Origin of the sequence: Streptomyces sp. NPDC048361, from assembly GCF_040651795.1 — a bacterium.
GTDB lineage: Bacteria > Actinomycetota > Actinomycetes > Streptomycetales > Streptomycetaceae > Streptomyces.
Window position 1 is genome coordinate 16762 of the sequence record NZ_JBEZKW010000052.1, and the last position, 23849, is coordinate 40610.

Genomic DNA, 23849 nt, shown 5'->3' on the forward strand with positions numbered 1-23849 from the left:
TTTCTCAGATTGCGGGTACGGGCTGCGGCGGGGGCGGGCCCACATAGCGGGCCGCCGGTCGAATGATCTTCGAGTCCGCCGACTGCTCCAGGATATTGGCGCTCCAGCCGACGACCCGGGCGGCACAGAAGGTGGGCGTGAACATGGCGCGCGGCAGCCCGCACAGTTCCATGACCACGCCGGCGTAGAACTCCACATTGGTGTGCAGCTCACGGCCGGGCTTGAGCTCGGCCAGGATCGCCTCGACCCGGCGCTCCACCTCGACGGCGAACGAGACGAGCGGCCCCCCGAACCCCTCGGCGATCCCGCGCAGCATGCGTGACCGCGGGTCCTCGGTGCGGTAGACGGGGTGTCCGAACCCCATGATCCGTTCCCCGGCCAGGACGCGTTCGCGGATCCAGCCGTCGATGCGGTCCGGGGTGCCGATCGCGTCCAGGGTGTCCAGGGCGCGGCTGGGGGCGCCGCCGTGCAGCGGGCCGGAGAGCGCGCCGACGGCGGCGACCAGGCTCGCGGCGACGTCGGCGCCGGTGGACGCGACGACGCGGGCGGTGAAGGTGGAGGCGTTGAAACCGTGGTCCACGGTGGAGATCAGATACCGCTCGACGGCGCGGGCGCGCTCGGGCTCGGGCTCCGAACCGGTCAGCATGTAGAGGTAGTTGGCGGCGTAGGGCAGGTCGTCGCGGGGTTCGACCGGTTCGAGTCCCTGGCCGAGCCGGTACAGGGCGGTCAGGAGGGTGGGGACGGCGGCGCACGCGGCGAGCGCGTCGTCGGCGCGCTCCCCGGCGGCCAGGTCGTACACCGGCCGGAAGCCCTTGGCCGCGCCCAGCAGGGAGAGCGCGGTGCGCAGCCCGGCGAGTGGACCGGAGGAGGCCCCGGTGCGGGCGATGCCCGGCAGTGCCGCGCGTACGCCGTCGGGCAGGTGGCGCAGCCGGGCGGTGCGGGCGGTGAAGGCGGCGCGCTCGGCGGTGTCGGGCAGCGCGCCGTGGAACATCAGGTGCCAGACGTCCTCGAAGGTACGGCTCTGGGCGAGCTCGACGGCCGAGTACTGGCGGTAGTGGTAGAAGCCCTCGCGGCCCCGGACGTCGCCGAGTTCGGTGTCCGTGACGACGACGCCCGCGAGCCCGCGGGGTACCGCGGTGGGGGCGGTGGTGGTGCCGGCCATGTGGCTGCCTCCTTCAGTTCCTCTTGCTGGTCTTCTTGCTGTTCCTCATGTTGACTTGACTGTCTATGATTGAGTTCGAAGGTGTCAATGTTGATTGAATCAACATCATCACGATGGATACGGTGACCCCATGACGGATCAGGAGCGGCTCACCACGCGCGAGGCGGCACAGCGGCTCGGCGTGAAGCCCGAGACGGTCTACGCGTACGTCAGCCGGGGGCAGCTCAGCAGCGAGCGCGCGCCGGGCGGCCGGGGCTCCACCTTCGACGCGCGGGAGATCGAGGCGCTCGCCCGGCGCGGCGCCCGCCGGGAGCCGGCCGCGAGCACCTCGGGCGGAGACCTGGCCTTCCGCACCGCCCTCACCCTGATCGACAAGGACCGCTACTACTACCGCGGCGTCGACGCGGTCGACCTGGCCGCCGCCTACGGCTTCGAAGCGGTCGCGGAGTGGGTGTGGACCGGAGAGCCGGCGCATGGAACGCACTTCACCGCGCCCCCGCAGTTCCTGGAGGCGGCCCGCCGCGCCGTCGCGGCGCTGCCCGCGCACAGCGGCGCCATGGACCGGCTGCGGGCCGCCGCCGTCGCGGTCTCGGCGGCCGACCCGCTGCGCTTCGACCTCTCCCCCGCGGCGGTGCTCGGCTGCGCCCGCACCCTGATCCCGACCCTGGTCGGCGCCCTGCCGACGGCCGACGCACGGCGCCCCGTCGAGGGCCGCACGGCACGGCAGCTGTGGCAGCGCCTGACACCGCTGGCTCCTGACGAGCAGTCAGTTCGCTTGCTGGACACGGCACTCGCGCTGCTCATCGACCACGACCTGGCCGCCTCCACGCTCGCCGCCCGGGTCGCCGCATCCGCCCGCGCCCATCCGTACGCCGTCGTGTCCGCCGGGCTCGGCGCCCTGGAGGGGCCGCTGCACGGCGCCGCGAGCGGGCTCGCCCACCGCACCCTCGCCGAGGTGCTCGAACGCGGCGGCGCGGCCCCGGTCGTCGCCGACCATCTGCGCTCGGGACGGCGCGTGCCGGGCCTCGGCCACCAGCTGTACGCGGGTGAAGACCCGCGCGCCGAGGCCCTGTTCGCGCTGCTCGCCACGGTGCCGCGGGCCGCCGACGCGCTCGCCGCGGCGCGCGACGTCGTCGAGACCACGGCCCGGCACACCGCGCTGCACGCCAACGTCGATCTGGCGCTCGCCGTGCTGAGCGTCGCGTTCGGCATGCCCGCCGAGGCCGGCGAGACCGTGTTCGCCGTGGCCCGCACGGCCGGCTGGATCGCCCACGCCCTGGAGGAGTACGCGGAACGTCCGCTCCGGCTGCGCCCGAGCGGCCACTACACGGGCCCCCGCCCGCCGCGCCCCCTGCCCTCCTGACCGGTCCGGCGCGGTCTGAACACGCTTGGCCGCCAGGCAACTTGGCCTGGGCGGCGCCGACCCGACAGACTTGCCCCATGGAACTGAACGTGCCGGTCAAGGGCGGCGAGGTGTGGGCCGAGGACACCGGCGGCGAGGGCATCCCGCTGGTGCTGCTGCACCCGGGGGTCTCCGCCTCCGCCGTATGGGACGCGATCGTGCCGCCGCTCTCCGAGCGCCACCGCGTCATCCGCTACGACGTGCGGGGATTCGGGCGCTCCCCCGCGCCCACCGAGCAGTACACACCCGCCGGCGACCTGCTCACCGTGCTCGACCACTTCGGGGTGGAGCGCGCCGTCCTCGTCGGGTCCAGCATGGGCGGCGCGACCGCCCTCAGCTTCACGCTCGATGCCCCCGAGCGCGTGGCGGGACTCGCCCTATTCTGCCCCGGCGTCACCGGCGACCCCGCGCTGCAATCCGGCGAACTCCTGTCGGATATAGGAGCGTTGGCCCAGAAGGGTGACATGGAGGCCCTCGTCGCCTTGGGCCTGCGCACCTGGGGCGCGGCCGGAACGGGCGATGACCCCGAGGCCGCCGCGCAGCTGCGCGCGGCGATCCCGGGGTGGTTCAACAACCTCGGCCATCAGATCCCGGACCCGGACGCCTTCGACCGGCTCGGCGAGATCGGCGTGCCGTGCCTGGTGGCGCTCGGCGAGCACGACCACCCGCTGGTGATCCGGTCGAACGAGGCGGTGGCCGCCCGCATCCCGGGGTCCCGTCTTGTCCGGCTGCCCGGCAGCGACCACTTCCCCTCGCTGCGCGATCCCGGCCGGGTGGCCCACCTGACGCTGGAGCTGTACGACAGCGTCGGCTGAGCACCCCGGCCGGGCCCGGCCCGTCAGGGCGCGTACGCCTCGAACTCGCTGATCTGCGCGGCCGGCCAGCCTGTGTTGGCGGTCACCGTGAGGCGCAGGTAGCGGGTGCTGGTGCCGGCCGGCAGGGTGAGGGTCGCCTTGTTGCCGGTGGCCGGGTCGAAGGTGTAGCCGCGGCTCGCGACGAGCTGTCCGTAGGAGCCGTTGTCGGTGCTGCCGAGTACGGAGAGCGTCTGGGTGCGGGCGCCCCACGCGGTGGCGGGCGGCAGCTTCAGGACCAGTGAGCCGACGCCGCGCACCGAGCCGAGGTCGACGGTGATCGACTGCGGGAAGGCGTTGTTGGCGCTCTCCCAGTAGGTGTTGGCGTCGCCGTCGACGGCCTTGGCCGCGTCGTAGACCTGGGTGTGCGAGGTCTCGGCGACCGGGCGGCCCTTGGCGAGGTCGGGGTCGGCGGGCGGGGTGCTGGGCGGCGGCGAGCTGGGCCCGGTGGGCGGCGGGCTGCTCGGAGGGGTCGTGCTGCCGCCGTGGTTGTAGTTGGGCGCCGGCCACTCGCCGCAGTAGGTGGCGGGCAGCTTGGAGTTCCAGCCAGAGTTCCCGGCGCCCTGGGTGAGCGCGAGATTGCCGCCGAGGCAGCTGTAGACCGGCTCGGAGAAGCCGAGGTTCTTCGCGGTGACGCCGGTCATGGTCAGCTGGGCCGGGTCGTTGAACTGGAGCGCGAAGGTGCCGGTGCCGTCGATGTTGACGTTGCTGAAGTTGACGCCCTTGGTGGTCCCGGACACGAAGTGGATGGCCGCGTAGGAGCTGTCCAGGATGTCGGTGTCGGTGACGTTGACGGTCGCCTTGTCCATGGTGCTGTTGCGGGAGTCGAACCAGACGGCTCCGATCGGGAACGGCCAGCCGAGGTCCGCGTTGCCCGCGCGGATCGTGGTGTTGCGGGCGAGCGTGATCGTGCCCTGGACGTCGGTGCCGCTGCCGGGGTTGACGCCGTCGAACCGGTTGCCGACGTGCAGACCGCCACCGTTGGTCACGGTGTCCGCGACCACGTTGTCGGTCGCCGCGTTGTCCCTGCCGCCGTAGAGCGCGATGTTGTTGGCGAGGACCGGAGCCACCACGGTGTCGTTCTTGAACGTGTTGTTGGCGTCGGTCACGGTGTCCGACCACATGGCGAGTCCGTCGTCACCGGTGTTGCGCAGGAAGGTGTTCTCCACCGACGAATGGGTCACTCCCCAGTGGAAGTTGACGCCGTCCGCCGTCTGGTCCAGGATCCGGCTGTTCTTGATGTGGAAGTCGTCCATGGGGCCGTCCATCCACGCCCCGACCTTGGTGTGCTGAAGCCATATGTTGTCGACAGTCGAGTTGCTGAGCGCCCCGCCGATCCCGTTGACCTGGTCCTCGTCGACACGCTCGGTGATCTCGCCGATCAGCGCGAAGTCCTTGAGCGTGACGTTGCGGCTCGGGCCGCCGGCCTCGTACGGGCGTATCCCGCCTTTGTAGCCGCCGCCGGAGACGTACTTGCCGTAGATCCCGGCGGCCCTGGTGCGGTCGGTGGAGCTGCGGCCGGTGAGCACCGAGTACCAGGGGCCGGCCCCGCGCAGCGTCACCTGGTCGACCACCACGTGGTCGGTGAGCTTGAAGGTGCCGGTCGGGATGTAGACCTCCTTGCCCTGGGCCTTGCCGGCGTCGACGGCCTGCTGGAAGGCGGAGGTCGAGTCGGCCGCGCCGCTCGCGTCGGCGCCGTAGTCCGTCACGGAGAGGGAGCCCGCGGGGCGGGCCACCGGGTCCGGGACGAGTTCGAAGTCGGCGAGGTCGACGACGGCCCACGGGGTCGCGCTGGTCGAGGGCAGGGTGACGCGGACCTTCGACCCGGCGGGCAGGGTCTTGCCCAGCAGGGTGCGGGTCTCGTCGTAGAAGTGGTGCGGCTTGTCGCCCGGCTGGTTCTGGAAGGGGTAACTCCCGTAGAACCAGCCGTACTTGGAGGTGAAGGTGAGGTCCTTCAGCTTGGCTCCGCCGGTGCTCAGCTCCACGGGCGCGCTGATGCCGGTGCCGGCCGCGTTGTCCGGGACGCTGTAGCGGATGTCGACGGCGTTGGCGGGCTTGGTGAGGGTGAACTCGACGTACTGACCGGCCGCGCTCAGCTTCACCGCGCTGCGGCCCGATGCCTCCGAGGGCAGCGAGGTGTAGGTGCGGTCCGGGCCGATCACCGTGCCGTTGGTTGCGGCGGCCTCCGCCTCCAGCTCGGTGAACGGCACGCTCGCGCCGCGTCCCGCCACGGCGAGCGGCGAGAGCGGGGCGGATTCGGCGGCCGACGCCGAGGCGCCGGAGCCGAGCCCCACCGCGCCGAGCGCGACGACACAGGCGAGCGCCGCGACCGCGGCGGCGGCCCGGCCGGCGGGCAGGGTGCGTCCGGCCCGCCCTGCTTGGCCGGACACCTCCGCTCCCGTCGGTGGGGGCGGTGGCTCCTGACGTACGGCGTCGCGTGCGGCTCTGATCATGCGCATGACAGACCCTCTTTCGTGGGGGGAGCGGGGATGGGGACGCGGAAGGAGCGGGGTGGTGCGGACGGGGTCAGGCGCGCAGCCAGACCGCCGTGTCCTTGGGGAGCAGCCCGTCGGCGAGGGGGCCGCTCGCGAGCAGCAGCGAACGGTGTGCGGGGAGCGGGACCGCTGTGTCGCCGAGGTTGACCACACAGCACAGCCCGTCCTGACGGGCGAAGGCGAGCACCCCCTCCGGTGCTTCGAGCCAGGTCAACTCGCCGTCACCGAAGCCGGGTTGGGTACGGCGCAGCAGCAGCGCCCGGCGGTAGAGGGCGAGCATCGAGGAGGGGTCGCCGGCCTGGCGGTCGGCGGCGTACCGGGCCCAGCCGTCGGGCTGCGGAAGCCAGGGGGTCGACCACGGCTCGGCCGTCCAGGGCAGCGGCACGCGGCAGCCGTCACGGCCCGGGTCCACGCCGCCGGACCGGAAGTGCATGGGGTCCTGGATCCGATCGCGGGGGATGTCGGCCTCGGGCAGGCCCAGTTCCTCGCCCTGGTAGAGGTAGACCGAACCGGGCAGCGCCAGCGAGAGCAGGGCGGCGGCGCGGGCCCGGCGGGTGCCGAGCGCCAGGTCGGTGGGGGTGCCGAAGCGTTTGGCGGCGAAGTCGAAGGCGGTGTCGGCGCGGCCGTAGCGGGTGACCGTGCGGGTCACGTCGTGGTTGCAGAGCACCCAGGTGGCGGGCGCGCCGACCGGGGCGTGCTCGGCGAGGGTGTCGTCGATGGAGGCGCGCAGCCGTGCCGGATCCCACGGGCAGGTCAGGAAGGTGAAGTTGAAGGCGGTGTGCAGTTCGTCGGGGCGCAGATAGCGGGCGAAGCGCTCACTGTCGGGCAGCCACACCTCGCCGACGAAGACCGCGCCGTACGCGTCGGCGACAGCGCGCCATGAGCGGTAGACGTCGTGGAGTTCGTCGCGGTCGATGTAGGGGTGGCGGTCGGTGCCCTCGACGAAATCGGCGAGGGCGGGGTCTTTGGCGAGCAGGGCCGCCGAGTCGATGCGTACGCCGGCCACGCCCCGCTCGAACCAGAAGCGCAGCACGTCCTCGTGTTCGCGGCGCACGGTGGGGTGGGCCCAGTTGAGGTCGGGCTGCTGCGGGGTGAACAGGTGGAGGTACCACTCGCCGTCCTCGACGCGGGTCCAGGTCTCCCCCGCGAACTGGGACGGCCAGGTGTTGGGCGGGAGTTCGCCGTGCTCGCCGCGGCCGGGCCGGAAGTGGAAGAGTTCCCGCTCGGGGCTGCCGGGTCCGGCGGCGAGGGCGGCCTGAAACCACGGGTGCTGGTCCGATATGTGGTTCGGCACGATGTCGACGATGGTACGGATGCCGAGGGCGCGGGCCTCGACGATGAGTTTCTCGGCCTCGGCCAGGGTGCCGAAGGCGGGGTCGATGGTGCGGTAGTCGGCCACGTCGTAGCCGCCGTCGGCGAGCGGGGACAGGTACCAGGGGGTGAACCACAGGGCGTCGACGCCCAGTTCGGCGAGGTAGGGCAGTTTCGCCCGGACGCCCGCGAGGTCGCCGGTGCCGTCGCCGTCACCGTCGGCGAAACTGCGTACGTACACCTGGTAGATGGCGGCCGAGCGCCACCAGTCGTCGCTTTCGTGGTCGCTTTCGTGGGCTGCCACGGGAGGTCCTTTCGGGCAGGTGGGATCCCGCCGCCGGCCCCGTCGAGCAGCGGGGGCATGGTGGGTGGAGCCGGCGGCGGAGTGCGGGGAGGGCGGTCTGCGGGCGGTCGGGGGGCGGTCAGCCCTTGAGGCCGCCCGCGGTGAGACCGCTCATGATGTTGCGCTGGAACACGATGAAGATGAGGAGGGTGGGGAGCGACGCCATGGCGAGGGCTGCCGTGAGCCAGTTCTCGGGGACGCCCTGGGCGAGCGAGTAGATACCCACGTTGAGGGTCTGCTTGGTGGGGTCGGGCAGGGTGAGCATCGGCCAGAGGAAGTCCTTCCAGACGCCGATCACCGCGAAGATGGAGACGACGCCGAGGATCGGCCGGGAGATGGGAAGGACCACCGAGCGCAGGGTCCGCAGCGGCGAGGCCCCGTCGATGGAGGCGGCGTCCAGGAGTTCACGCGGGATCGAGTCGAAGAAGCGCTTCAGCAGGAAGATGTTGAAGGCGTTGGTGACGGACGGCAGCCAGATCGCCCACGGTGTGTTGAGCAGGTTCCGCTTGAAGATCGGTACGTCGAGCACGGTCAGGTACTGCGGTACGACGAGCACCGCGGCCGGGATCATGAGGGTGGCCAGCATCATCGCGAGGATCGCCTTGCCGAACACGGGCCGTAGTTTGGACAGCGAGTAGGCGGCGGCCACGTCGAGCACCAGCTGGAAGGCGAGCGCGCCGAACGCGTACCACAGGGTGTTGAGCAGCAACCTCGCGAAGTCCATCACGCGCCAGGCGTTGGTGACGTTCTCGGTGTGCACGCCGTGCGGGATCAGGGTCGGCGGGATCCTGGTGAACTCCTCGGTGGATTTCAGCCCGTTGACGGCCATCCAGTACAGCGGCCCGATGAAGACGAGGGTGAACAGGAGCATCACGAAGGCGAAGACGGTCCAGTAGACGACCTTGCCCCGGGTGCGGCCGAGGGTGGCCGGTGAGATGAGTGTGCGTGTCGACATGGTTCCTCAGTCCGTATCCGGTCGTCGTTCCGGTCGTGCCGTCGTCGGGCGGTGAGCGGAGGGTCCGCCACGGCGCCGGGCGCCCCCCAAGGGGCGCGGGGAACTGCGCGATCAGCCATCGACGGCCCGCGGCCGACGCCCCTGAAAGCGGCGGAACTAGGTGTCGCTGTCGCGGCTGAGCCGCACGTACGCCGCCGAGAACCCGGCGAGCAGGACGAGCAGGCACAGGCCGAGCGCGGCGGCGCCGCCGTAGTTGTTGAAGTTGAAGGCGTACTGGTAGATGAGGTAGACCACGGTCGTCGTGGAACCCTCGGGGCCCGCGCCGTTGGTGAGCAGGAACGGTTCGGTGAAGACCTGCATCGTGGCGATGATCTGCATGAGGAACATCAGCGAGAGCACGAGCCGGGTCTGCGGCACGGTGACGTGCCAGATCTTGCGGAGCAGCCCCGCGCCGTCGAGTTCGGCCGCCTCGTACAGTTCGCCGGGGATGCCCTGGAGGGCGGCGAGGTAGACGAGGGTGGCGCTGCCCATGTTCATCCACGTCGCGGCGATCACCACCGAGAGCATCGCGGTGTCGGTGGACTGGAGCCATTGCTGGGCCGGCAGCCCGAACAGCTCGAAGATCCGGTTGAACAGGCCGTACCCGGGGTCGTAGAAGTACTTGAACAGCAGCACCGAGGCGACCGGCGGCAGCATCACGGGCAAGTAGACGAGGAGCCTCAAGTAGCCCTGGCCGTGCCGGAATTCATTGAGCAGGACGGCGACGAGGAACGGCAGGACGAAGCCGAGGATCAGGGCGAGACCGGTGAACAGCAGGGTGTTGCGCCAGGCCTGCCAGAACGCCGGGTCGTGGAAGACATAGCTGAGGTTGGACCAGCCGGCCCAGGTGGTGCGGCCGTCCTTCGTCTTCTGGAAGGCGAGGACGAACTCCCTGACCATGGGGTACCAGGAGAAGAAGGCGAAACAGAGCACGGCGCCGATGAGGAAGCCGTGCGCGGTGAGGTTGCGTCTCAGCGCCCGCGCGAATCCGCGCTGCCTGGGCAGCTCGGCGCCCTGGTGCGACCGGGTCGCTTCCCGGGTGGGCAGGGTGGAGGCCGACATCGTCACTCCTGATATCCGGGGCGGGCGGGGCCGGAGGGTGCTCCGGCCCCTGCCGTCGTGCGCGCTACTGGTTCGCGAGGACCTGGTCGACCTGCGTCCGTGCGGTCGAGAGCAGCTTGGCGATGTCGGCGTCCTTGTTGGTGAGCACCGCGGACATCGCGTTGTCGAGGACCTTGTAGACCTCCTGCGCCTTCGGCGGCTCCGCCTTGCCCGGGACCGGGTTGGCCAGATAGGGCGCGAAGTTGGCGACCGGCATGGTGGCGTTGGCGGTACGGGACTTGAGGTCGTCGGCCTTGACGGAACCCGTGAAGAAGTTGGGCTGCGGCACCCCGACCGGGAGCTGGTCGGCCTTGGTACGGGCCCACTCGAACTGGCCCTTGCCCGGCGAGAGGTTCTTGAAGTTGAGCCAGGCGATCGCGGCCTTGATCTTGTCGGGCGAACTGCCCTGCTTGATCATGTAGCCGTTGCCGCCGGTGAGAGTGGCCTTGGCGCCGGGGATCGGGCCCATGCCGAAGTTCTCGTACTTCGCGCCGAGTTGCTGGACCATGTACGCGATGTCGTCGGGCGCCGCGAGGAACATGCCGAGCTTGTCGGCGGTGATCTGCTTCTGGAGGTCGCCCCACTTCAGGAGCTGGGTCTTGCTCATGCTCTGGTCGGTCCAGCGCATGTCGTGCAGCTGCTGGAGCACCTGCTTGCCGGTGGCGTTGTCGAAGGCTGCCTTGCCGTCGGCGCCCACCACGTCGCCGCCGAGGCTGTACACCGCGGCGGTGAAGTGCCAGCCGCCGGTGTTCTCGGCGCTGTACTCGCCGTAGCCGTAGGTGCCGTTGCCGAGCTTGGCTATCGCCTGTGAGTCGGCGCGCACCTCGTCCCAGGTGGCGGGCGGCTTGTCGGGGTCGAGCCCGGCCTGCTGGAACAGCTTCCGGTTGATCATGACGCCCATCTGGTAATTGCTGGTGGGCAGCCCGTACATCTTGCCGTCCTTCTTGTACACCCCCATCACGGCCGGGTCGATGCTGCTCAGGGCGGGGACGGACTTGTCGGTGACGTAGGCCGAGATGTCGGCGGCGCCGTTGTTGTCCAGGACCTGCTGGAGGTCGGTGAAGTAGGAGTAGAAGACATCGGTCTGGGACTTCGCCTTCAGAGCGGCGGTGAAGCGCGGCGGCTCCTCGCACTGTCCCGGCGTGGACTTCCCGATGATGTGGACGTTCGGATAGGTCTTGTTGAACGTCGCGACGTCCTGCTTCCACTCCTTGAGCTCGGCGGCCTTCGCGGCCGGCGGCATGCAGTCGATGGTCAGGTCGACCTTGGCCTTCGGGTCGAGCGGAGCGGCGGGGTCACTCGATCCGGTGCCGGGTTTGCTGTCACCGCCTCCCGTGTCGCTGCTGCTGGTTCCGCAGGCGGCGAGGGCGGTGAGGGCGAGGGCGCCGGCCAGGGCGGTGGCAGCGGTGCGGCGTGCGTGTCGTGCGGGGCGGAACCAGGTGCGTCTCATCGGGAGGACCCCTTCGGGAGGAGCGTGGAAGGCCCGTCGCTGACGGCAGCGGGGCGCGGCACACTCAACCATCGGCGACGCGACTGCGCAATATCTCGCGCTGATTTCGTAAAACTTCGACAGCATCCTGTTCGCAATGGGTGCTGCGGGCGCACACAAGGGCGCGCCGAGCGGAATCGCCCGGCGCGCTGGATGACGCGTACACGCAAGTTGCGTAAGGACCGGCTAGCGGGGCACCTGCGCGGTCGACCCCCGGACCACCAGTTCGGGCTCGAAGAGCAGCTCGCCGGGGGGCACCACACCGCCCTGGATCTGCGCGGAGAGCAGCTCGACGGCGGCCCGGCCCATCGCCTCGATGGGCTGGCGGACGGTGGTCAGCGGGGGCTCGGTGCAGTTCATGAACGCGGAGTCGTCGTAGCCGACCACGGAGATGTCGCGGGGGACGTCCAGGCCCCGCCTGCGCGCGGCCCGCACCGCGCCGAGCGCGAGCGGGTCGCTGGCGCAGATGATGCCGGTGACGCCGCGCTCCAGGAGGCGGGAGGTCGCGGCCTGGCCGCCTTCGAGGGAGAACATCGCGCGCTCGACGCGGTCCTCGGCGAACTCGGTACCGGCCGCGGCGGCCAGGGCCCGGGCCGCGTCCAGCTTGCGCCGCGAGGGCACGTGGTCGGGCGGCCCGAGCACCAGGCCGATGCGCTCGTGGCCGAGGGAGGCCAGGTGGCGCCAGGCCTGTTCCATCGCCACGGCGTCGTCGCAGGCGACGACGGGGAAGTCGAGGTGCTCGATGGCGGCGTTGATGAGCACGACCGGGACCTTGCGGTCGGCGAGCTGCTGGTAGTGCCCATGCGGGGCCTCCACCTGCGCGAAGAGACCGCCCGCGAAGACGACGCCGGAGACCTGCTGTTGCAGGAGCAGATCGACGTAGTCGGCCTCCGAGACGCCGCCCTTGGTCTGGGTGCACAGGACGGGGGTGAGCCCCTGCTGGGCGAGGGCCCCGCCGATGACTTCGGCGAACGCCGGGAAGATGGGGTTCTGCAACTCGGGCAGCACCAGGCCGACCAGGCGTGCGCGTTCACCGCGCAGCTGCGTGGGGCGCTCGTAGCCGAGCACGTCGAGCGCCGTGAGCACGGCCTGCCGGGTGGATTCGGAGACTCCCGGTTTGCCGTTGAGCACCCGGCTGACCGTGGCCTCGCTGACTCCAACCTTCTTCGCCACCTGAGCAAGTCGTCGCGTCATGAGCGCAAGACTAGCGCAAGCTATGCAAGTGGTTTGCGTAACGGAGAGGGGACGTGGCCACCGTGCTGCGCGTCCTCTACTCGGTCCTCTACTCGGTCTTCAACGAGGGCTACTCGGGCGATGTCGACCTCGGCGCCGAGGCGATCCGGCTCACCCGGCAGTTCGCGGCGCTGGTCGACCGCCCGGAGACCGGACGGTTGGCGTGCGGGTGCCGCCCCGATTCCCCGGGGCGGCGCCCTCTCGGCGCCCTCTCGGCGCCCTCTCGGCGTCCTCCGTTACGGGTTGGTGTGGATCGTGAAGGTGGACGTGGTGTTCCTGATGTCCTGAGCGTTGCCGCTCAACTTGAGGTTGTTGAAGGTGACCTCGCCGACGGCGGGGCCCTGCCCGGGTTCGGGCAGCTCATTGGCCCAGATCCCGATGCCGGATTTGGCGTCGAAGGCGTCCCCGCTCTTCTTGGCGCCGCTGATGCTCACATGGGTGAGCACGCTGTCCTTGATCGGGTTGAGCGGCGTACTGCCGTTGTACTTGGTCTGGAACATGATCCCGGAGTACGTCGGATCGGTGATGTCGAGGTCGGTGATGCGGATCCCCTGGAACGTGTACTCCGCGGAGTACATCCACAGCGCGCCGAACGCCTGTGCGCCCCAGAAGTGGCCGCCGGAGCGCACCAGGGAGATGCCCTGGAAGGTGGTCGGATCCGTCCCGAAGCCGAGGGCGGGGATCGAGCCGAACTTCAGCGTGCCGATGGTCAGTCCGGGGTACGTCAGCATGTCGGCCGCGTACAGGTTCCGGAAGGTGTTGGCGGTGCCTCCGTAGACGGCGAATCCGGCGGCCCGCCAGGTCAGCAGGGCGCTGAGGTTCTCGAAGACGTTGCCGGTCTCGTCGGCGTTGTTGATGTCGGTCGCCGGGAACAGCGCGAAGCTGTCGTCTCCGGTGGAGCGGGCCTCCACATTGCTGATGGTGTTGTCGCTGCTGCCGTTGGTGAGGTTGATCCCGTCCGCGTACAGGTCGCGGACCCGGGAGTTCTTGATGGTGATGTGGTCGGTGTTGGTGCCCCAGTACAGGCACATCATGTGCTCGGCCCACACGTTGTCGATCGTCATGTTGGCGACGTTCGAGAAGTTGAAGACCTTGCCCGGGCCGTCGTTGCGCGAGGTGTAGTTGCCGAAGAAGCCGAAGCCGGTGAAGGAGGAGCCGTTGGCGGAGGACTGGACGTCGAAACCGGCGTCGGTGTTCTCCTGGTCGGGCGGGGTGGCGAAGCGACTGAACCAGGGACCCGCACCGACCAGTTTCACGGCCTTGCCGTAGATCTGGAACTTGTTGCTCGTGATGTAGGTCCCGGGCGGCAGATAGACGCCGATGAGCTTGCCCGTGGCGTCCATCCGCACCTTGTCCAGGGCGTTCTGCACGTCCTGCTGCGCAGTACCGGCGGGCACGACGTAGGCCGCCGGGTCGGGGTTGGGAACCTGGCTGACCTGCTCCAGGTTGATGAAGTCGATCGCGTACGTGGAGGTGTTGGCGGCGTCCTTCTGGAGACGGATGGTGCTGCCCGCCTTCACGGTGTCGCCGAGCAGGATGTTGGCCTCGTCGTAGATGTGGCGCGGGCCGCCGGAGCCCGGCGAGTTGTTGGGGCTCGCCTCGGCGCCGTACTGCCACATGTACTTCGAGCTCAGGTCGATGGCCTTGCGGAAGACGCCGTCGACGTAGATGTCCAGGCTCGCGCCGATGCCACCCCCGCCCGCCGAATCCGGGATGGAGAACCGCGTCACCAGACTGTTGGTGTCGGCCCTTGTTGTGAACTGCACATAGTTTCCGGTGGAGTTGAGCGTGACCGCCTTGCGGCCCGAGGCCTCGCCCGCGAGGTCTCCGATGGTGCGGTTGGGGCCGACGACCTGGGCGCCGCCGCCCGTCACGCCGTCCTCCGCCTCATAGGTGTCGTACGGCATGTTGGCGCCGCGGCCGACGAAGAACGCCTGCTGGCTGGTGTTGTTGGCGCGCTTGACCGGGAGTTCGTTGGCGTCGTCCGCTATCACCACCTTCGCCGTGTACTTTCCGTTGGCCGCCGTCCAGCTGCCGAGGTTCACCGGGGCCGCGGTGGCGCCCGCGTCGAGTGTTCCGCTGTAGGCGCCGGTGAGGGTCTTCACCGTGGCGCCCTTGTCGTCGAGCAGGGTCAGGGTGATGCCGTGGCTGCCGCCGGCCGAGGCCAGGGTGCCCTGGTTCTTCAGCGTCACGGAGAAGGCCACCGCCTGGCCGGCCGAGGGGGCGCTCGGCGACCAGGCGACCCCGGAGGCGATCAGGTCGGAGGAGGAGACCGGCTTGATGACGAGGGGGCTGCCCGTGAAGGTGTTGTTGGTGTCGTTCTGTTCGATGACGGTGTTGTCCGGATCAACGACCGCGCTCAGCGGATAAGTTCCCGCGTCGTGCGTGCCGATCGAGGCGCTGACCGTCTGCGAGGCGCCGGCCCCGAGCGCGGGCACATCTGCGGTGGCCGCCTTGGAGCCGCCGAGCTGGAAGGCGACGGTGGTGGCGGGCGCGGCGCTGTTCCCCTTGTTGTGCACGGTCGCCGCGAGGGTCACCGCATCCGACTCGACCGGCGCGGACGGGGCCGCCGTGAGCGCGGTGACCTCCAGGTCCGGGTTGGGCGCAGGCACCCCGACGACCTGGAACTCGGCGATCTGCCCACCCGTCGCGCCGGTGTTGGAGGTGAACTTCAACTGGACGTCGGCGACGCGCGCCGCCACCGGTATGGACACCGTGTTCCCGCCGGCCGGGTCGAAGGTGTAGTCCTTGGCCGCGACCAGCGAGGTGTACGCCGACGCGCTCTGCTCGCGTCCGAGGACCTCGATGTTCTGGGTCCGCCTGCCCCAGCCGCTGTCCGGGTTGAGCTTGAGCACCACGGTGCTGGTGTCCGCGTTGGCGCCGAGCTTGACGGTGAGCGTGCTCGGGTAACCGCCCGCCGCGCTCTCCCAGTAGGTCGCCGTGTCGTTGTCGTTGGCGTTGGCCGCGACAAACGTGAAGGTGGACGAGGACGCCGTGATCGGCTTGCCCACCGCGAGGTTGGAGCCGTCACCGGTGGGGGCGCCGTTGCGGGTCACGGTGTTGCTCGCGCCGGACTGGTTGCCCGCCGCGTCCTTGGCCCGCACGTAGTAGGAGACGGTCACCGTGGCCGGCCGGCTGTCGGTGTACGTGGTGACATCGCCCGCCACACTCTTGAGCAGCTGGTTGTCGGCGTAGATGTCGTAGCCGGTCACGGCGGTGTTGTCGGTGGACGCCGCCCAGGTGAGCTTGATCTGCCCGGCGGCCGGCTCGCTATAGGTGAGGTTTCCGGGTGCGGTCGGCGCCTGGGTGTCGCCCGAACTACCTTTACGGGTGACGGTGTTGCTGTTGGCCGACTGGTTCCCCGCGGCGTCCTTGGCCCGTACGTAGTAGGCGACGGTGGCGCCGGCCGGCTGGCTGTCCGTGTACGTGGTGACGGTGCCGGCCACGCTGGTGCGCAGCTCACCGTTGGCGTACACGTCGTAGCCGGTGACGGCGGTGTTGTCGGTGGCCGCGTCCCAGGTCAGCTTGATCTGGCCGGTGGCCGGCTCGGTGTAGGCGAGGTTCTTGGGCGCGGTCGGCGCCTGCGTGTCACCGCTTGCCGGGCCATAGATCTCCAGCTCGGAGAGCTGACCGCCGGGCTGCGCGGTGTTGTTGGAGATGAGCACCCGTAGGTAGCGCGTGGTGGCCGAGTCGAAGGCGATGGGCACGGTGAGACCGTTGCCGGCGGTGAACGCGTACCCCTGTGACGCGGTCAGGTCGGTGAAGTCGGTGCCGTTGGCACTGCCCTGGATCTTGAGGGTCTGGGTACGGTCGCCCCAGCCGTCCGGCAGCTTGAGCACCACCTTGTTGACGGGAACGGTGGCGCCGAGGTCGGCCTGGATCCACTGCGGGAAGGCGTTGTTGGCGCTCTCCCAGTAGCTCGCCTTGTCTCCGTCGTTGGCGTGGGAGGCGACATAGGTCTGGGTGGCGCTGCTCGCGGTGAGGGTCTTGCCGAGGGCGAGGTTGTCGCTCGACCCGCCGGCCGCGTGCACTTCGAGCGCGGAGAGCTGGGCCGCCTGCCAGCCGGTGTTCGCGGTGATCTCGACCCGTACGAAGCGGGCCCGCGCGTTGTCAAGCCCTATCTTCACGGTGTTGCCCGAGCTCTGCGCGAAGCTGTACGGCGCGGAGCCCACCAGGGTGCTGAAGCTCGTGCCGTCCGCGCTGCCCTGCACGGAGAGGGTCTCCTTGCGGTCGCCCCAGGCGGCAGGGAGCTTCAGGACGATGTCACCGATGCCGCTGGTGGCGCCCAGATCGGCCTGGACCCACTGCGGAAAGGCGCTGCCCGCGCTCTCCCAGTAGGTGGACTGGTCGCCGTCCGTGACGTTCTTGGCGCCGTAGGAGCCGTTCGCCCCGGACGACGCGGCCGGCTTTCCGGCGGCGAGGTCGGGACCGGCCGCCGTCGCCGCCGAGGCGGCGAGTGCCGGCCAACCGATCATGAACAGGCTGGTGGCGAGCAGCGCGGCGAGCATTCTCATCCGCGTACGCCATCTCCAGTGGTGCGTTCTCATGTGTCCCCGATCTGCGCGACTGGATTTCTGCCGACTAGGGTTTCTGCAGGGAAGAACCACGAATTTTGCGCTGAGCGGTGAGAGAGTTGCAGAGATGTGCCGAGGCGTCCATCCCTGCGACCACCCCGACGAACCGGCGTCCGCCCCGCGCGGCGAACCGGAACGATCGCTTTCCTCCCTGTCACCGGCGCGTCCTGCGGCTTTGCCGACAGCACGACAGGCGCCCGCAAGATATCCGCAAACAACGCAAGCGAATTTCATCGCGCTAACACGGTGTGTCGAGGCGCCCACGGAGACCGCACCGTGATCCCGAGGGGATTTCGAGAAGCGACCCGAGCCGTCTAACGTGCCTGTCCATGACCGCCCCACCGACCGCCACCGCCCCCCGTCGGCGGCGCCTGGGCTGGCCGCGGCGCGTCTTCTCGCAGGTGCTCCTGATGCAGCTGGCCATCGCCGCCGGGGTCGCCGTCCTCGCGACCGGGCTCTTCCTCGCCCCGCTCGGCGCCCAGCTCGACGACCAGGCCATGCGGCGCGCCCTCGCCATCGCGTCGGCCACCGCCGCCCAGCCGAGGATCGCCGACGACCTGCTGTCCTCACGGCCGTCCGCCGACGGCCCGGTGCAGGTGGAGGCGGAGCGCGTGCGGCACGCGACGCACGCCGAGTACGTGGTGGTGATGGACACCCGGGGGGTGCGCTGGTCACACCCTGACGTGGGGGAGATCGGCCAGGTCGTCTCCACCGACCCGACGGACGCCCTCGCCGGCCGTGACGTCATGGAGATCGACAGCGGCACCCTGGGCCGCTCGGCCCGGGGCAAGGTCCCGCTGCGGGACGCGAGCGGCACCATCGTGGGCGCCGTCTCGGTGGGCATCGAGTACGACAGCGTGCGGGCCCGGCTCCTGCACGCGATCCCGGGGCTCCTCGCCTACGCGGGCGGCGCGCTCGCGGTCGGCGCGCTCGCCGCGTACCTCATCGCGCGGCGCATCCACAAACAGACCCGTGACCTGGCGTTCTCCGACATCTCGGGGCTGCTCGCGGAGCGCGAGGCCATGCTGCACTCCATCCGCGAGGGCGTGGTGGCGCTCGATCGCGGCGGCCGGATCAGGCTGCTCAACGACGAGGCGCAACGGTTGCTGGGCGTCGGCCCCGAAGCCGCCGGCCGAGCCCTTGAGGAGGCCCTGGGCACGGGCCGTACGACGGAGGTGCTCGCCGGCCGGGTCGAGGGCACCGACCTGTTGACCGTGCGCGGACACCGCGTCCTGGTCGCCAACCGCATGCCGACCGAGGACGGCGGCGCCGTGGCGACACTGCGTGACCGAACGGAGCTGGAGCGCCTGGGCCGCGAGCTGGACTCCACACGCGGCCTGATCGACGCCCTGCGCGCTCAGGACCACGAGCACGCCAACCGGCTGCACACCCTGCTCGGCCTGCTCGAACTGGAGCTGTACGACGAGGCCGTCGACTTCGTCACCGAGGTGGTCGGGGTGCACCGGGCCACCGCCGAGCAGGTCACCGAGAAAATCAGGGACCCGCTGCTCGCCGCGGTCCTGGTCGGCAAGGCGACGGTCGCCGCCGAGCGCGCGGTCGCCCTGAGCCTCTCCCCCGCCACCCTGCTGCCCGACCGGCTCGTCGATCCCCGCGGCCTGGTCACGGTCACCGGCAACCTCGTCGACAACGCGCTCGACGCGACGGCCGGGTCGCCCGGCGCCGCGGTCGAGGTGGAGCTGCGCGCCGAGGGGCGCACCGTCGTGGTGCGGGTCCGCGACAACGGTCCCGGAGTCCCCGCCGAACGGCGCGAGCTGGTCTTCACCGAGGGCTGGACCACCAAGGAGGCACCCGCGCACGGCAAGCGGGGTCTCGGGCTCGCGCTGGTCGGCAGGTTCGCGGAGCGGATGGGCGGCAGTGCGCGGGTCGGGTCCGGCCCCGATGGAGGCGCGGAGTTCACCGTGGTGCTGCCGGACGCGCTGAGCGAGGCGCTGAGCGCGGACGCGGGCGTGGGGTTGGGAGCGAAGTCGGGTGGAGGGAAGCCGGGCGGGGTGACGAGTGGGACGCCGGATGACCCGAGCCCGGCGCCCGGCTCGAGTCAGGATGCGGGGGCCGACCAGAACCGGCCCGGGACCGTCAAGGAGGCACGGTGATCGACGTACTGGTCGTGGACGACGATCTCCGGGTGGCCTCCATCAATGCCGCGTACACCGGGAAAGTTCCTGGTTTCCGGGTGGTCGCCGAGGCGCATTCGGCCGCCGAGGCGCTCGCCCGGATCGTCGCGCAACCGGTGGACCTGGTGCTGCTCGACCACTATCTGCCGGACGAGAACGGGCTCGCGTTCGTACGGGAGTTGCGCCGGCTCGGCCATCACACCGACGTGATCATGGTGACGGCGGCCCGCGATGTCGCCACTGTCCAGGCGGCGATGCGTCAGGGCGCGTTGCAGTACTTGGTCAAGCCCTTCACCTTCGCCGGGCTGCGTACCAGGCTGGAGGCGTACGCCGTGCTGCGCCGCACCCTGGACGGCGGTGGCGAGGCCGAGCAGGCGGAGGTGGACAAGATCTTCGGGGCGCTGTCCGTGCCCGCCGAGCCCGACCTCCCCAAGGGCCACTCCCCCACCACCGCCGACCTGTTGCGCGGAGTCCTGAAGGCGGCCCATGGGCCGCTCTCGACGCAGGAGATCGCCGAGCGGGCCGGGGTGAGCCGCCAGACCGCGCAGCGCTATCTCAAGCTCCTCGAACGGGCCGGCCGCGTGCGGCTCGGCCTGCGCTACGGCGAGACCGGCCGCCCAGAGCACCGCTACACATGGGTGGCGTCGGTGTAGGAAACCCCCCGGGCGGGGCCGGTTTGCCCTAGGGCCGACCAGCCTTGGGGCCGACCAGCCGTGGGACCGACCGGCCTTGGGCCCGACCACCCTTGGGCCCGTCGAGGTCAGCCCTGCGGGACCTTTTTCACGAACTCCGTGGTGAACGTCTGGGAGAGATCGACCTTGGCCGACTTGAGGTTGGGGTTGAACGCCTTGAGCACCCTCTCGACCGTTTCCGGGCCGTTCTCGGGCATGACACCGTCCTTGGTGAACATCGGCAGGGTGCTCTTGATCGCCTGCGCGTACAGCGCCTTGCCGCCCTGCGCGTAGTCCGCGGGCATCTTCGCGGCGATCTCGTCCGCGCTGTGTGCCGACATCCAACGCAACGTCTTCACCAGCGCGTTGACCAGCTTCTGCACCGTCTGCCGGTGGCCGTTCACCCACTGCGTGTTCATGTACAGGCTGGAGGAGGGGTACGGGCCGCCGAGCGCCTGCTGCGATCCCTCGGGTGTGCGCATGTCGATCAGGACCTTGCCGAGTTTCTGGTCGACGACGGCGGCGACCGTCGGATCCGTGGTCATCCCGCCCTGGATGGAGCCCTGCTTCAGGGCGGCGATGAAGGTCTGCCCCGCGCCGACCGCGACGGGCGTGAACTCGCTGGTCTTCACGCCGTCCCGCACCGCGAGGTACTTGGTGAGGAAGTCCGTCGAGGAACCGAGCCCCGTCACCCCCAGCTTCTTGCCCTTGAAGTCCTTGGGGGACTGCAAGGTCGCGGCGGCCTGGTCGGCGACGATCTCCACTTCGCCCGGCGCGTGCGAGAACTGCACCACCGACTCGACCTTCTTGCCCTTCACCTGAAGATCGAGGGTGTGGTCGTAGAACCCGACGGCGCCCTGGACGTCGCCGGAGATCAGCGCGGTCTCGGCCTGGACCCCGGCGGGCTCGGTGAGCAACTGCACGTCCAGGCCCTCGGCCTTGAAGTAACCCAGCCGCTGGGTGAGCATCGCGGGCAGATAGATGACCTTGTCGAGACCGCCCACCATCACCTTCACGGTGGCCTGCCCGGACGCGCTCTTGGTGTCCGACGCCGTATCGCCGCCGCACGCGGAGAGCGTCATCAGCAGACCGACGCACAGCCCGCCGACCAGGAGGGCCGAGGGCGCGCTGCGCGGGGTGTGGGCGGCGGATGAGTGTGAAACGCCGTGCGCGAGCGAGGGGTTGGGCTTGATACGCATGATCCTCACGTCCTTGTGATCACTGATCGGATGGGGCGGGAACGGGAAGCGCGCCCCGTGCTTGTCGGCGCTCGCGGTCGGTGCTCGCGGTCTGTGCTCGCGGTCGCGCCCGGTGTCAGCGTTCGGTGCCGGGCTCTGCCGGGCGCCAGCGGAACAGCCGCCGCTCGCCGAAGGTGAGCAGCCCCTCGGTGAGCAGGGCGACGACGGCGAGGATGGCCATCGCCGCGTACACCCCCGCGGCGTTGAAGGTCCCCTGGGAGGCGGCGACCAGGAGCCCCAGGCCCTTGGTCGCGCCGATGTACTCGCCGACGATCGCCCCGATCAGCGCGAACCCGAAGCTGACGTGCAGGCTGGTGAAGATCCAGGAGGTGGCGGAGGGAACGACCACCTGGAGGGTGACTCTGCGGTTGCTCGCCCCCAGGATGCGGGCGTTGTTCACCAGGTTCCGGTCCACCTCGCGCGCCCCCTGGAAGGCGTTGAAGAAGACGGGGAAGAAGACGAGAACGACGGCGGACGCGACCTTGGACGCCGGCCCCAGCCCGAACCAAATCAGGAAGACGGGCGCGAGCACGATGCGCGGGATGGCGTTGAGCACCTTGATGTACGGGCCGAGGACATCGGACAAGAAGCGGATGCGGCCGAGCGTGATGCCGAGTACGACGCCCGTGACCACCCCGACGACCCAGCCGAGCAGCGCCTCGTAGAGCGTGTACCAGATCTGTTCCCAGAGCGATCCCTGCGCGGTGCCGTGCAGGGCCCACTCCCGAATCTGGTCCCAAATGGCCGACGGCATCGAGAAGTTGAAGGGATCGATGACATCGGCACGGGCCAGGAGCTCCCAGGCGCCGAAGACCAGGGCCAGGAGCAGGACACGGCTGCCGTGTACCAGGTAGCGGCGGTTGCGGGCAGCGCGGGCGCGCGTCGACGTCCGCGCCGCGGACGTGGCGCCGGCCGGGGTGAGGGCGGCAGTCGGGGTGAGGGCGGCAGTCGGGGTGAGGGCCGCAGTCGGACTCGTCGACGACGGCCCCTGGATCCCAGGCGAGACCGGCGACGGTCCGTGGGTGTCAGGCGACATCGGCGACGGCCCCTGGATCCCAGACGACAGCGGCGACGGCCCGTGGGTGTCAGGCGACATCGGCCGCACCCCGCTCCCTGGTGATCCGGACCTCTTCGCCCAGGGACTGCCAGATCTCGCGGTAGATCTCGATGAAGCGGGGCTCCAGACGCACCGATTCGACTCTGCGCGGGCGCGGCAGGTCGATGTCGAAGATCCGCTTCACGGTGGCCGGGCCCGCCGTCATCACAACGACCCGGTCGGCCAGGGCGATGGACTCCTCCAGGTCGTGGGTGACGAACACGATGGAGGCTCCGGTGCCGGACCACAGGTCGAGGAGCTCGTCCGACATCAGGGCCCTGGTCTGTACGTCGAGCGCGGAGAACGGCTCGTCCATCAGCAGGATCCGCGGATCGTTGACGAAGGTCGCCGCGAGGGCGACGCGTTTGCGCTGACCACCCGAGAGCTGGTGCGGATAGCGGTCCTCGAAGGCCGTCAGCCCGACCCGGGCGAGCCAGGCACGGGCCGTCTCCTTCGCCTCGGCCTTCGGTACGCCGCGAAAGCGCGGCCCGGCCATGACGTTGGAGAGCACGGTGCGCCAGGGGAAGACCGCATCCTGCTGGAAGACGAAGCCGACCTTGTCGCCGATGCCGTCGACCGGCTCCCCGGCCACGAGGACCTCGCCCTCGGTGGGCTCCTCCAGGCCGCTCACCAGGGTCAGCGTCGTCGACTTTCCACAGCCGGTGGGGCCGACGACGGCCACGAACTCGCCCTGTCGCACGCTCAGATCGAGGTCCCGTACGGCGGTGTGCAGCGTCCCGGACGGCGTACGGAACGCTTTGCCTGCGCCCCTCAGCTCGATGGCGGGGCCGGTGTCTGTGTTCATGGAGCGGGACCGTAGGCGCGGGCCGCTGCCCGGCGTCAGCCTTGTGGGCACTGGACGCACTTGTGCGCGCAAACCCCTGTTGTGCTCGTTTTGCGCGCGATACAACTGCGGGGTCCGGAGCGCGGAAAACGCCGGGCCGGCGCCGGAGAGGAGAGCGACGTGATCGACGTGCTGGTCGTGGACGACGACTTCCGTGTTGCCGAGATCAACGCGTCATACGTGGGGAAGGTTCCCGGGTTCCGGGTCGTGGCGCGTGCGCACAGCGCCGCCCAGGCGCTGGCCGCACTGGAACGCCACCGGATCGATCTCGTTCTGCTCGACCACTTCCTGCCCGACGAGACCGGGCTCAGCCTGGTCCGCCGGATGCGCCACCAGGGCCACCACACCGACGTGATCATGGTGACGTCGGCGAGCGATGTGGCGACCGTCCAGGCCGCGATGCGTCACGGCGCCCTGCACTACCTGGTGAAACCGTTCACGTTCGCCGCGCTGCGGGCCAAGCTCGACTCGTACGCGACGCTGCGGCGCACCGTGGACCGGGCGGCGGGACGCTCCGGAGCCGAACCCCAGGACCAGGACCAGGACCAGGTCGACCGGATCTTCGCGGCCCTGCGCACCGGGCTGCCCAGCCGCCACTCGGTGCCGACGGCGGAGCTGATCCGCGACGTGCTGCACGACGCCGACCATCCGCTCTCCGCCCACGAGGTCGCCGACCGCACCGGCCTGAGCCGCTCGACCGCCCAGCGCTATCTGCGGCTCCTCGAACAGTCCGGGCGCCTGTGTCTCACCCTGCGCTACGGCGAGACGGGGCGCCCGGAACACCGGTACGCCTGGGCGGTGTGAGGGCCTGGGCGGTGTGAGCGCGGGGGCGTGGCACCCGCACGTTCCGCCGCCGGAACCGTCCCGCGGGAACAGCCCTCCGGGACGGTCCCGCCGAATCCTGGCCTGCCGG

General features: G+C 70.3%; 16 protein-coding genes and 1 pseudogene. 6 read left to right on the forward strand and 11 right to left on the reverse strand.

Features of this window, described 5'->3' with window-relative positions; genetic code table 11:
* Positions 1–4: 4 nt before the first annotated feature.
* Complete coding sequence (locus AB0D31_RS26045; protein WP_362727499.1) at positions 5–1162, reverse strand: citrate synthase/methylcitrate synthase; 1158 nt, start codon at positions 1160–1162, stop codon at positions 5–7.
* Positions 1163–1292: 130 nt separating this feature from the next.
* Here AB0D31_RS26045 and AB0D31_RS26050 point away from each other — a divergent pair, with 130 nt between their 5' ends.
* The gene (locus AB0D31_RS26050) at positions 1293–2525 is read left to right on the forward strand and encodes a citrate synthase (protein WP_362727500.1); all 1233 of its coding nucleotides are present in this window, start codon (positions 1293–1295) and stop codon (positions 2523–2525) included.
* A gap of 77 nt (positions 2526–2602) precedes the next feature.
* Positions 2603–3379: an alpha/beta hydrolase gene (locus AB0D31_RS26055; protein WP_362727502.1), complete on the forward strand. Its 777-nt coding sequence runs from the start codon at positions 2603–2605 to the stop codon at positions 3377–3379.
* 23 nt (positions 3380–3402) lie between these two features.
* Here the strand turns inward: AB0D31_RS26055 and AB0D31_RS26060 are convergent, their stop codons facing one another.
* From AB0D31_RS26060 to AB0D31_RS26085, 6 genes are all read right to left on the reverse strand, one after another.
* Positions 3403–5874 carry a discoidin domain-containing protein gene (locus tag AB0D31_RS26060; RefSeq protein ID WP_362727503.1) on the reverse strand — a complete coding sequence of 824 codons (2472 nt, stop codon included), beginning with the start codon at positions 5872–5874 and terminating at the stop codon, positions 3403–3405.
* Between the two features lie 67 nt (positions 5875–5941).
* The gene (locus AB0D31_RS26065; RefSeq protein ID WP_362727505.1) at positions 5942–7525 is read right to left on the reverse strand and encodes a glycoside hydrolase family 13 protein; all 1584 of its coding nucleotides are present in this window, start codon (positions 7523–7525) and stop codon (positions 5942–5944) included.
* A gap of 118 nt (positions 7526–7643) precedes the next feature.
* Positions 7644–8519 (reverse strand): carbohydrate ABC transporter permease, encoded by an 876-nt coding sequence (locus AB0D31_RS26070; protein WP_362727507.1) that lies wholly within the window; start codon positions 8517–8519, stop codon positions 7644–7646.
* A gap of 156 nt (positions 8520–8675) precedes the next feature.
* Positions 8676–9620 carry a sugar ABC transporter permease gene (locus tag AB0D31_RS26075; protein WP_362727509.1) on the reverse strand — a complete coding sequence of 315 codons (945 nt, stop codon included), beginning with the start codon at positions 9618–9620 and terminating at the stop codon, positions 8676–8678.
* Between the two features lie 64 nt (positions 9621–9684).
* Complete coding sequence (locus tag AB0D31_RS26080; protein WP_362727511.1) at positions 9685–11109, reverse strand: extracellular solute-binding protein; 1425 nt, start codon at positions 11107–11109, stop codon at positions 9685–9687.
* 225 nt (positions 11110–11334) lie between these two features.
* On the reverse strand, positions 11335–12342 hold the full coding sequence (locus AB0D31_RS26085) for a LacI family DNA-binding transcriptional regulator (RefSeq protein ID WP_362727512.1): 1008 nt from the start codon (positions 12340–12342) through the stop codon (positions 11335–11337).
* A 27-nt stretch (positions 12343–12369) separates the two neighbouring features.
* On the opposite strand from AB0D31_RS26085, the pseudogene AB0D31_RS26090 reads away from it, so the two are divergent.
* Positions 12370–12530, forward strand: a pseudogene (locus tag AB0D31_RS26090) (RNA polymerase subunit sigma-24); the annotation flags it as partial.
* Positions 12531–12617: 87 nt separating this feature from the next.
* Here AB0D31_RS26090 and AB0D31_RS26095 read toward each other — a convergent pair.
* Positions 12618–16928, reverse strand: coding sequence for a discoidin domain-containing protein (locus AB0D31_RS26095; protein WP_362727514.1), 4311 nt, complete (start codon positions 16926–16928; stop codon positions 12618–12620).
* A 356-nt stretch (positions 16929–17284) separates the two neighbouring features.
* Between AB0D31_RS26095 and AB0D31_RS26100 the strand changes: the two genes are divergently transcribed.
* On the forward strand, positions 17285–19066 hold the full coding sequence (locus tag AB0D31_RS26100; protein ID WP_362727516.1) for a sensor histidine kinase: 1782 nt from the start codon (positions 17285–17287) through the stop codon (positions 19064–19066).
* Entirely contained in the window at positions 19063–19740 is a 678-nt protein-coding gene (locus AB0D31_RS26105; protein ID WP_362727518.1) for a response regulator, read from the forward strand. Before AB0D31_RS26100 ends, AB0D31_RS26105 begins: the two co-directional genes overlap by 4 nt.
* 107 nt (positions 19741–19847) lie before the next feature.
* Here AB0D31_RS26105 and AB0D31_RS26110 read toward each other — a convergent pair whose 3' ends face one another.
* The 3 genes from AB0D31_RS26110 to AB0D31_RS26120 all read right to left on the reverse strand — a co-directional run bounded on the left by AB0D31_RS26110 (position 19848) and on the right by AB0D31_RS26120 (position 22897).
* On the reverse strand, positions 19848–20840 hold the full coding sequence (locus AB0D31_RS26110) for an ABC transporter substrate-binding protein (RefSeq protein ID WP_362727561.1): 993 nt from the start codon (positions 20838–20840) through the stop codon (positions 19848–19850).
* Between the two features lie 232 nt (positions 20841–21072).
* Positions 21073–22032: an ABC transporter permease gene (locus AB0D31_RS26115; RefSeq protein WP_362727520.1), complete on the reverse strand. Its 960-nt coding sequence runs from the start codon at positions 22030–22032 to the stop codon at positions 21073–21075.
* A gap of 49 nt (positions 22033–22081) precedes the next feature.
* On the reverse strand, positions 22082–22897 hold the full coding sequence (locus AB0D31_RS26120; RefSeq protein WP_362727521.1) for an ABC transporter ATP-binding protein: 816 nt from the start codon (positions 22895–22897) through the stop codon (positions 22082–22084).
* Between the two features lie 159 nt (positions 22898–23056).
* Here AB0D31_RS26120 and AB0D31_RS26125 point away from each other — a divergent pair, with 159 nt between their 5' ends.
* Positions 23057–23740 carry a response regulator gene (locus AB0D31_RS26125; protein WP_362727523.1) on the forward strand — a complete coding sequence of 228 codons (684 nt, stop codon included), beginning with the start codon at positions 23057–23059 and terminating at the stop codon, positions 23738–23740.
* The last annotated feature ends 109 nt before the right edge of the window (positions 23741–23849 follow it).

Coding starts and splice junctions, on each gene's coding strand:
- AB0D31_RS26120 (WP_362727521.1), bottom strand. CDS start 22,897: ATGAACACAGACACCGGCCCCGCCATCGAGCTGAGGGGCGCAGGCAAA.
- AB0D31_RS26045 (WP_362727499.1), bottom strand. CDS start 1,162: ATGGCCGGCACCACCACCGCCCCCACCGCGGTACCCCGCGGGCTCGCG.
- AB0D31_RS26080 (WP_362727511.1), bottom strand. CDS start 11,109: ATGAGACGCACCTGGTTCCGCCCCGCACGACACGCACGCCGCACCGCT.
- AB0D31_RS26070 (WP_362727507.1), bottom strand. CDS start 8,519: ATGTCGACACGCACACTCATCTCACCGGCCACCCTCGGCCGCACCCGG.
- AB0D31_RS26060 (WP_362727503.1), bottom strand. CDS start 5,874: ATGCGCATGATCAGAGCCGCACGCGACGCCGTACGTCAGGAGCCACCG.
- AB0D31_RS26100 (WP_362727516.1), top strand. CDS start 17,285: ATGACCGCCCCACCGACCGCCACCGCCCCCCGTCGGCGGCGCCTGGGC.
- AB0D31_RS26075 (WP_362727509.1), bottom strand. CDS start 9,620: ATGTCGGCCTCCACCCTGCCCACCCGGGAAGCGACCCGGTCGCACCAG.
- AB0D31_RS26085 (WP_362727512.1), bottom strand. CDS start 12,342: ATGACGCGACGACTTGCTCAGGTGGCGAAGAAGGTTGGAGTCAGCGAG.
- AB0D31_RS26095 (WP_362727514.1), bottom strand. CDS start 16,928: ATGAGAACGCACCACTGGAGATGGCGTACGCGGATGAGAATGCTCGCC.
- AB0D31_RS26115 (WP_362727520.1), bottom strand. CDS start 22,032: ATGTCGCCTGACACCCACGGACCGTCGCCGGTCTCGCCTGGGATCCAG.
- AB0D31_RS26055 (WP_362727502.1), top strand. CDS start 2,603: ATGGAACTGAACGTGCCGGTCAAGGGCGGCGAGGTGTGGGCCGAGGAC.
- AB0D31_RS26110 (WP_362727561.1), bottom strand. CDS start 20,840: ATGACGCTCTCCGCGTGCGGCGGCGATACGGCGTCGGACACCAAGAGC.
- AB0D31_RS26050 (WP_362727500.1), top strand. CDS start 1,293: ATGACGGATCAGGAGCGGCTCACCACGCGCGAGGCGGCACAGCGGCTC.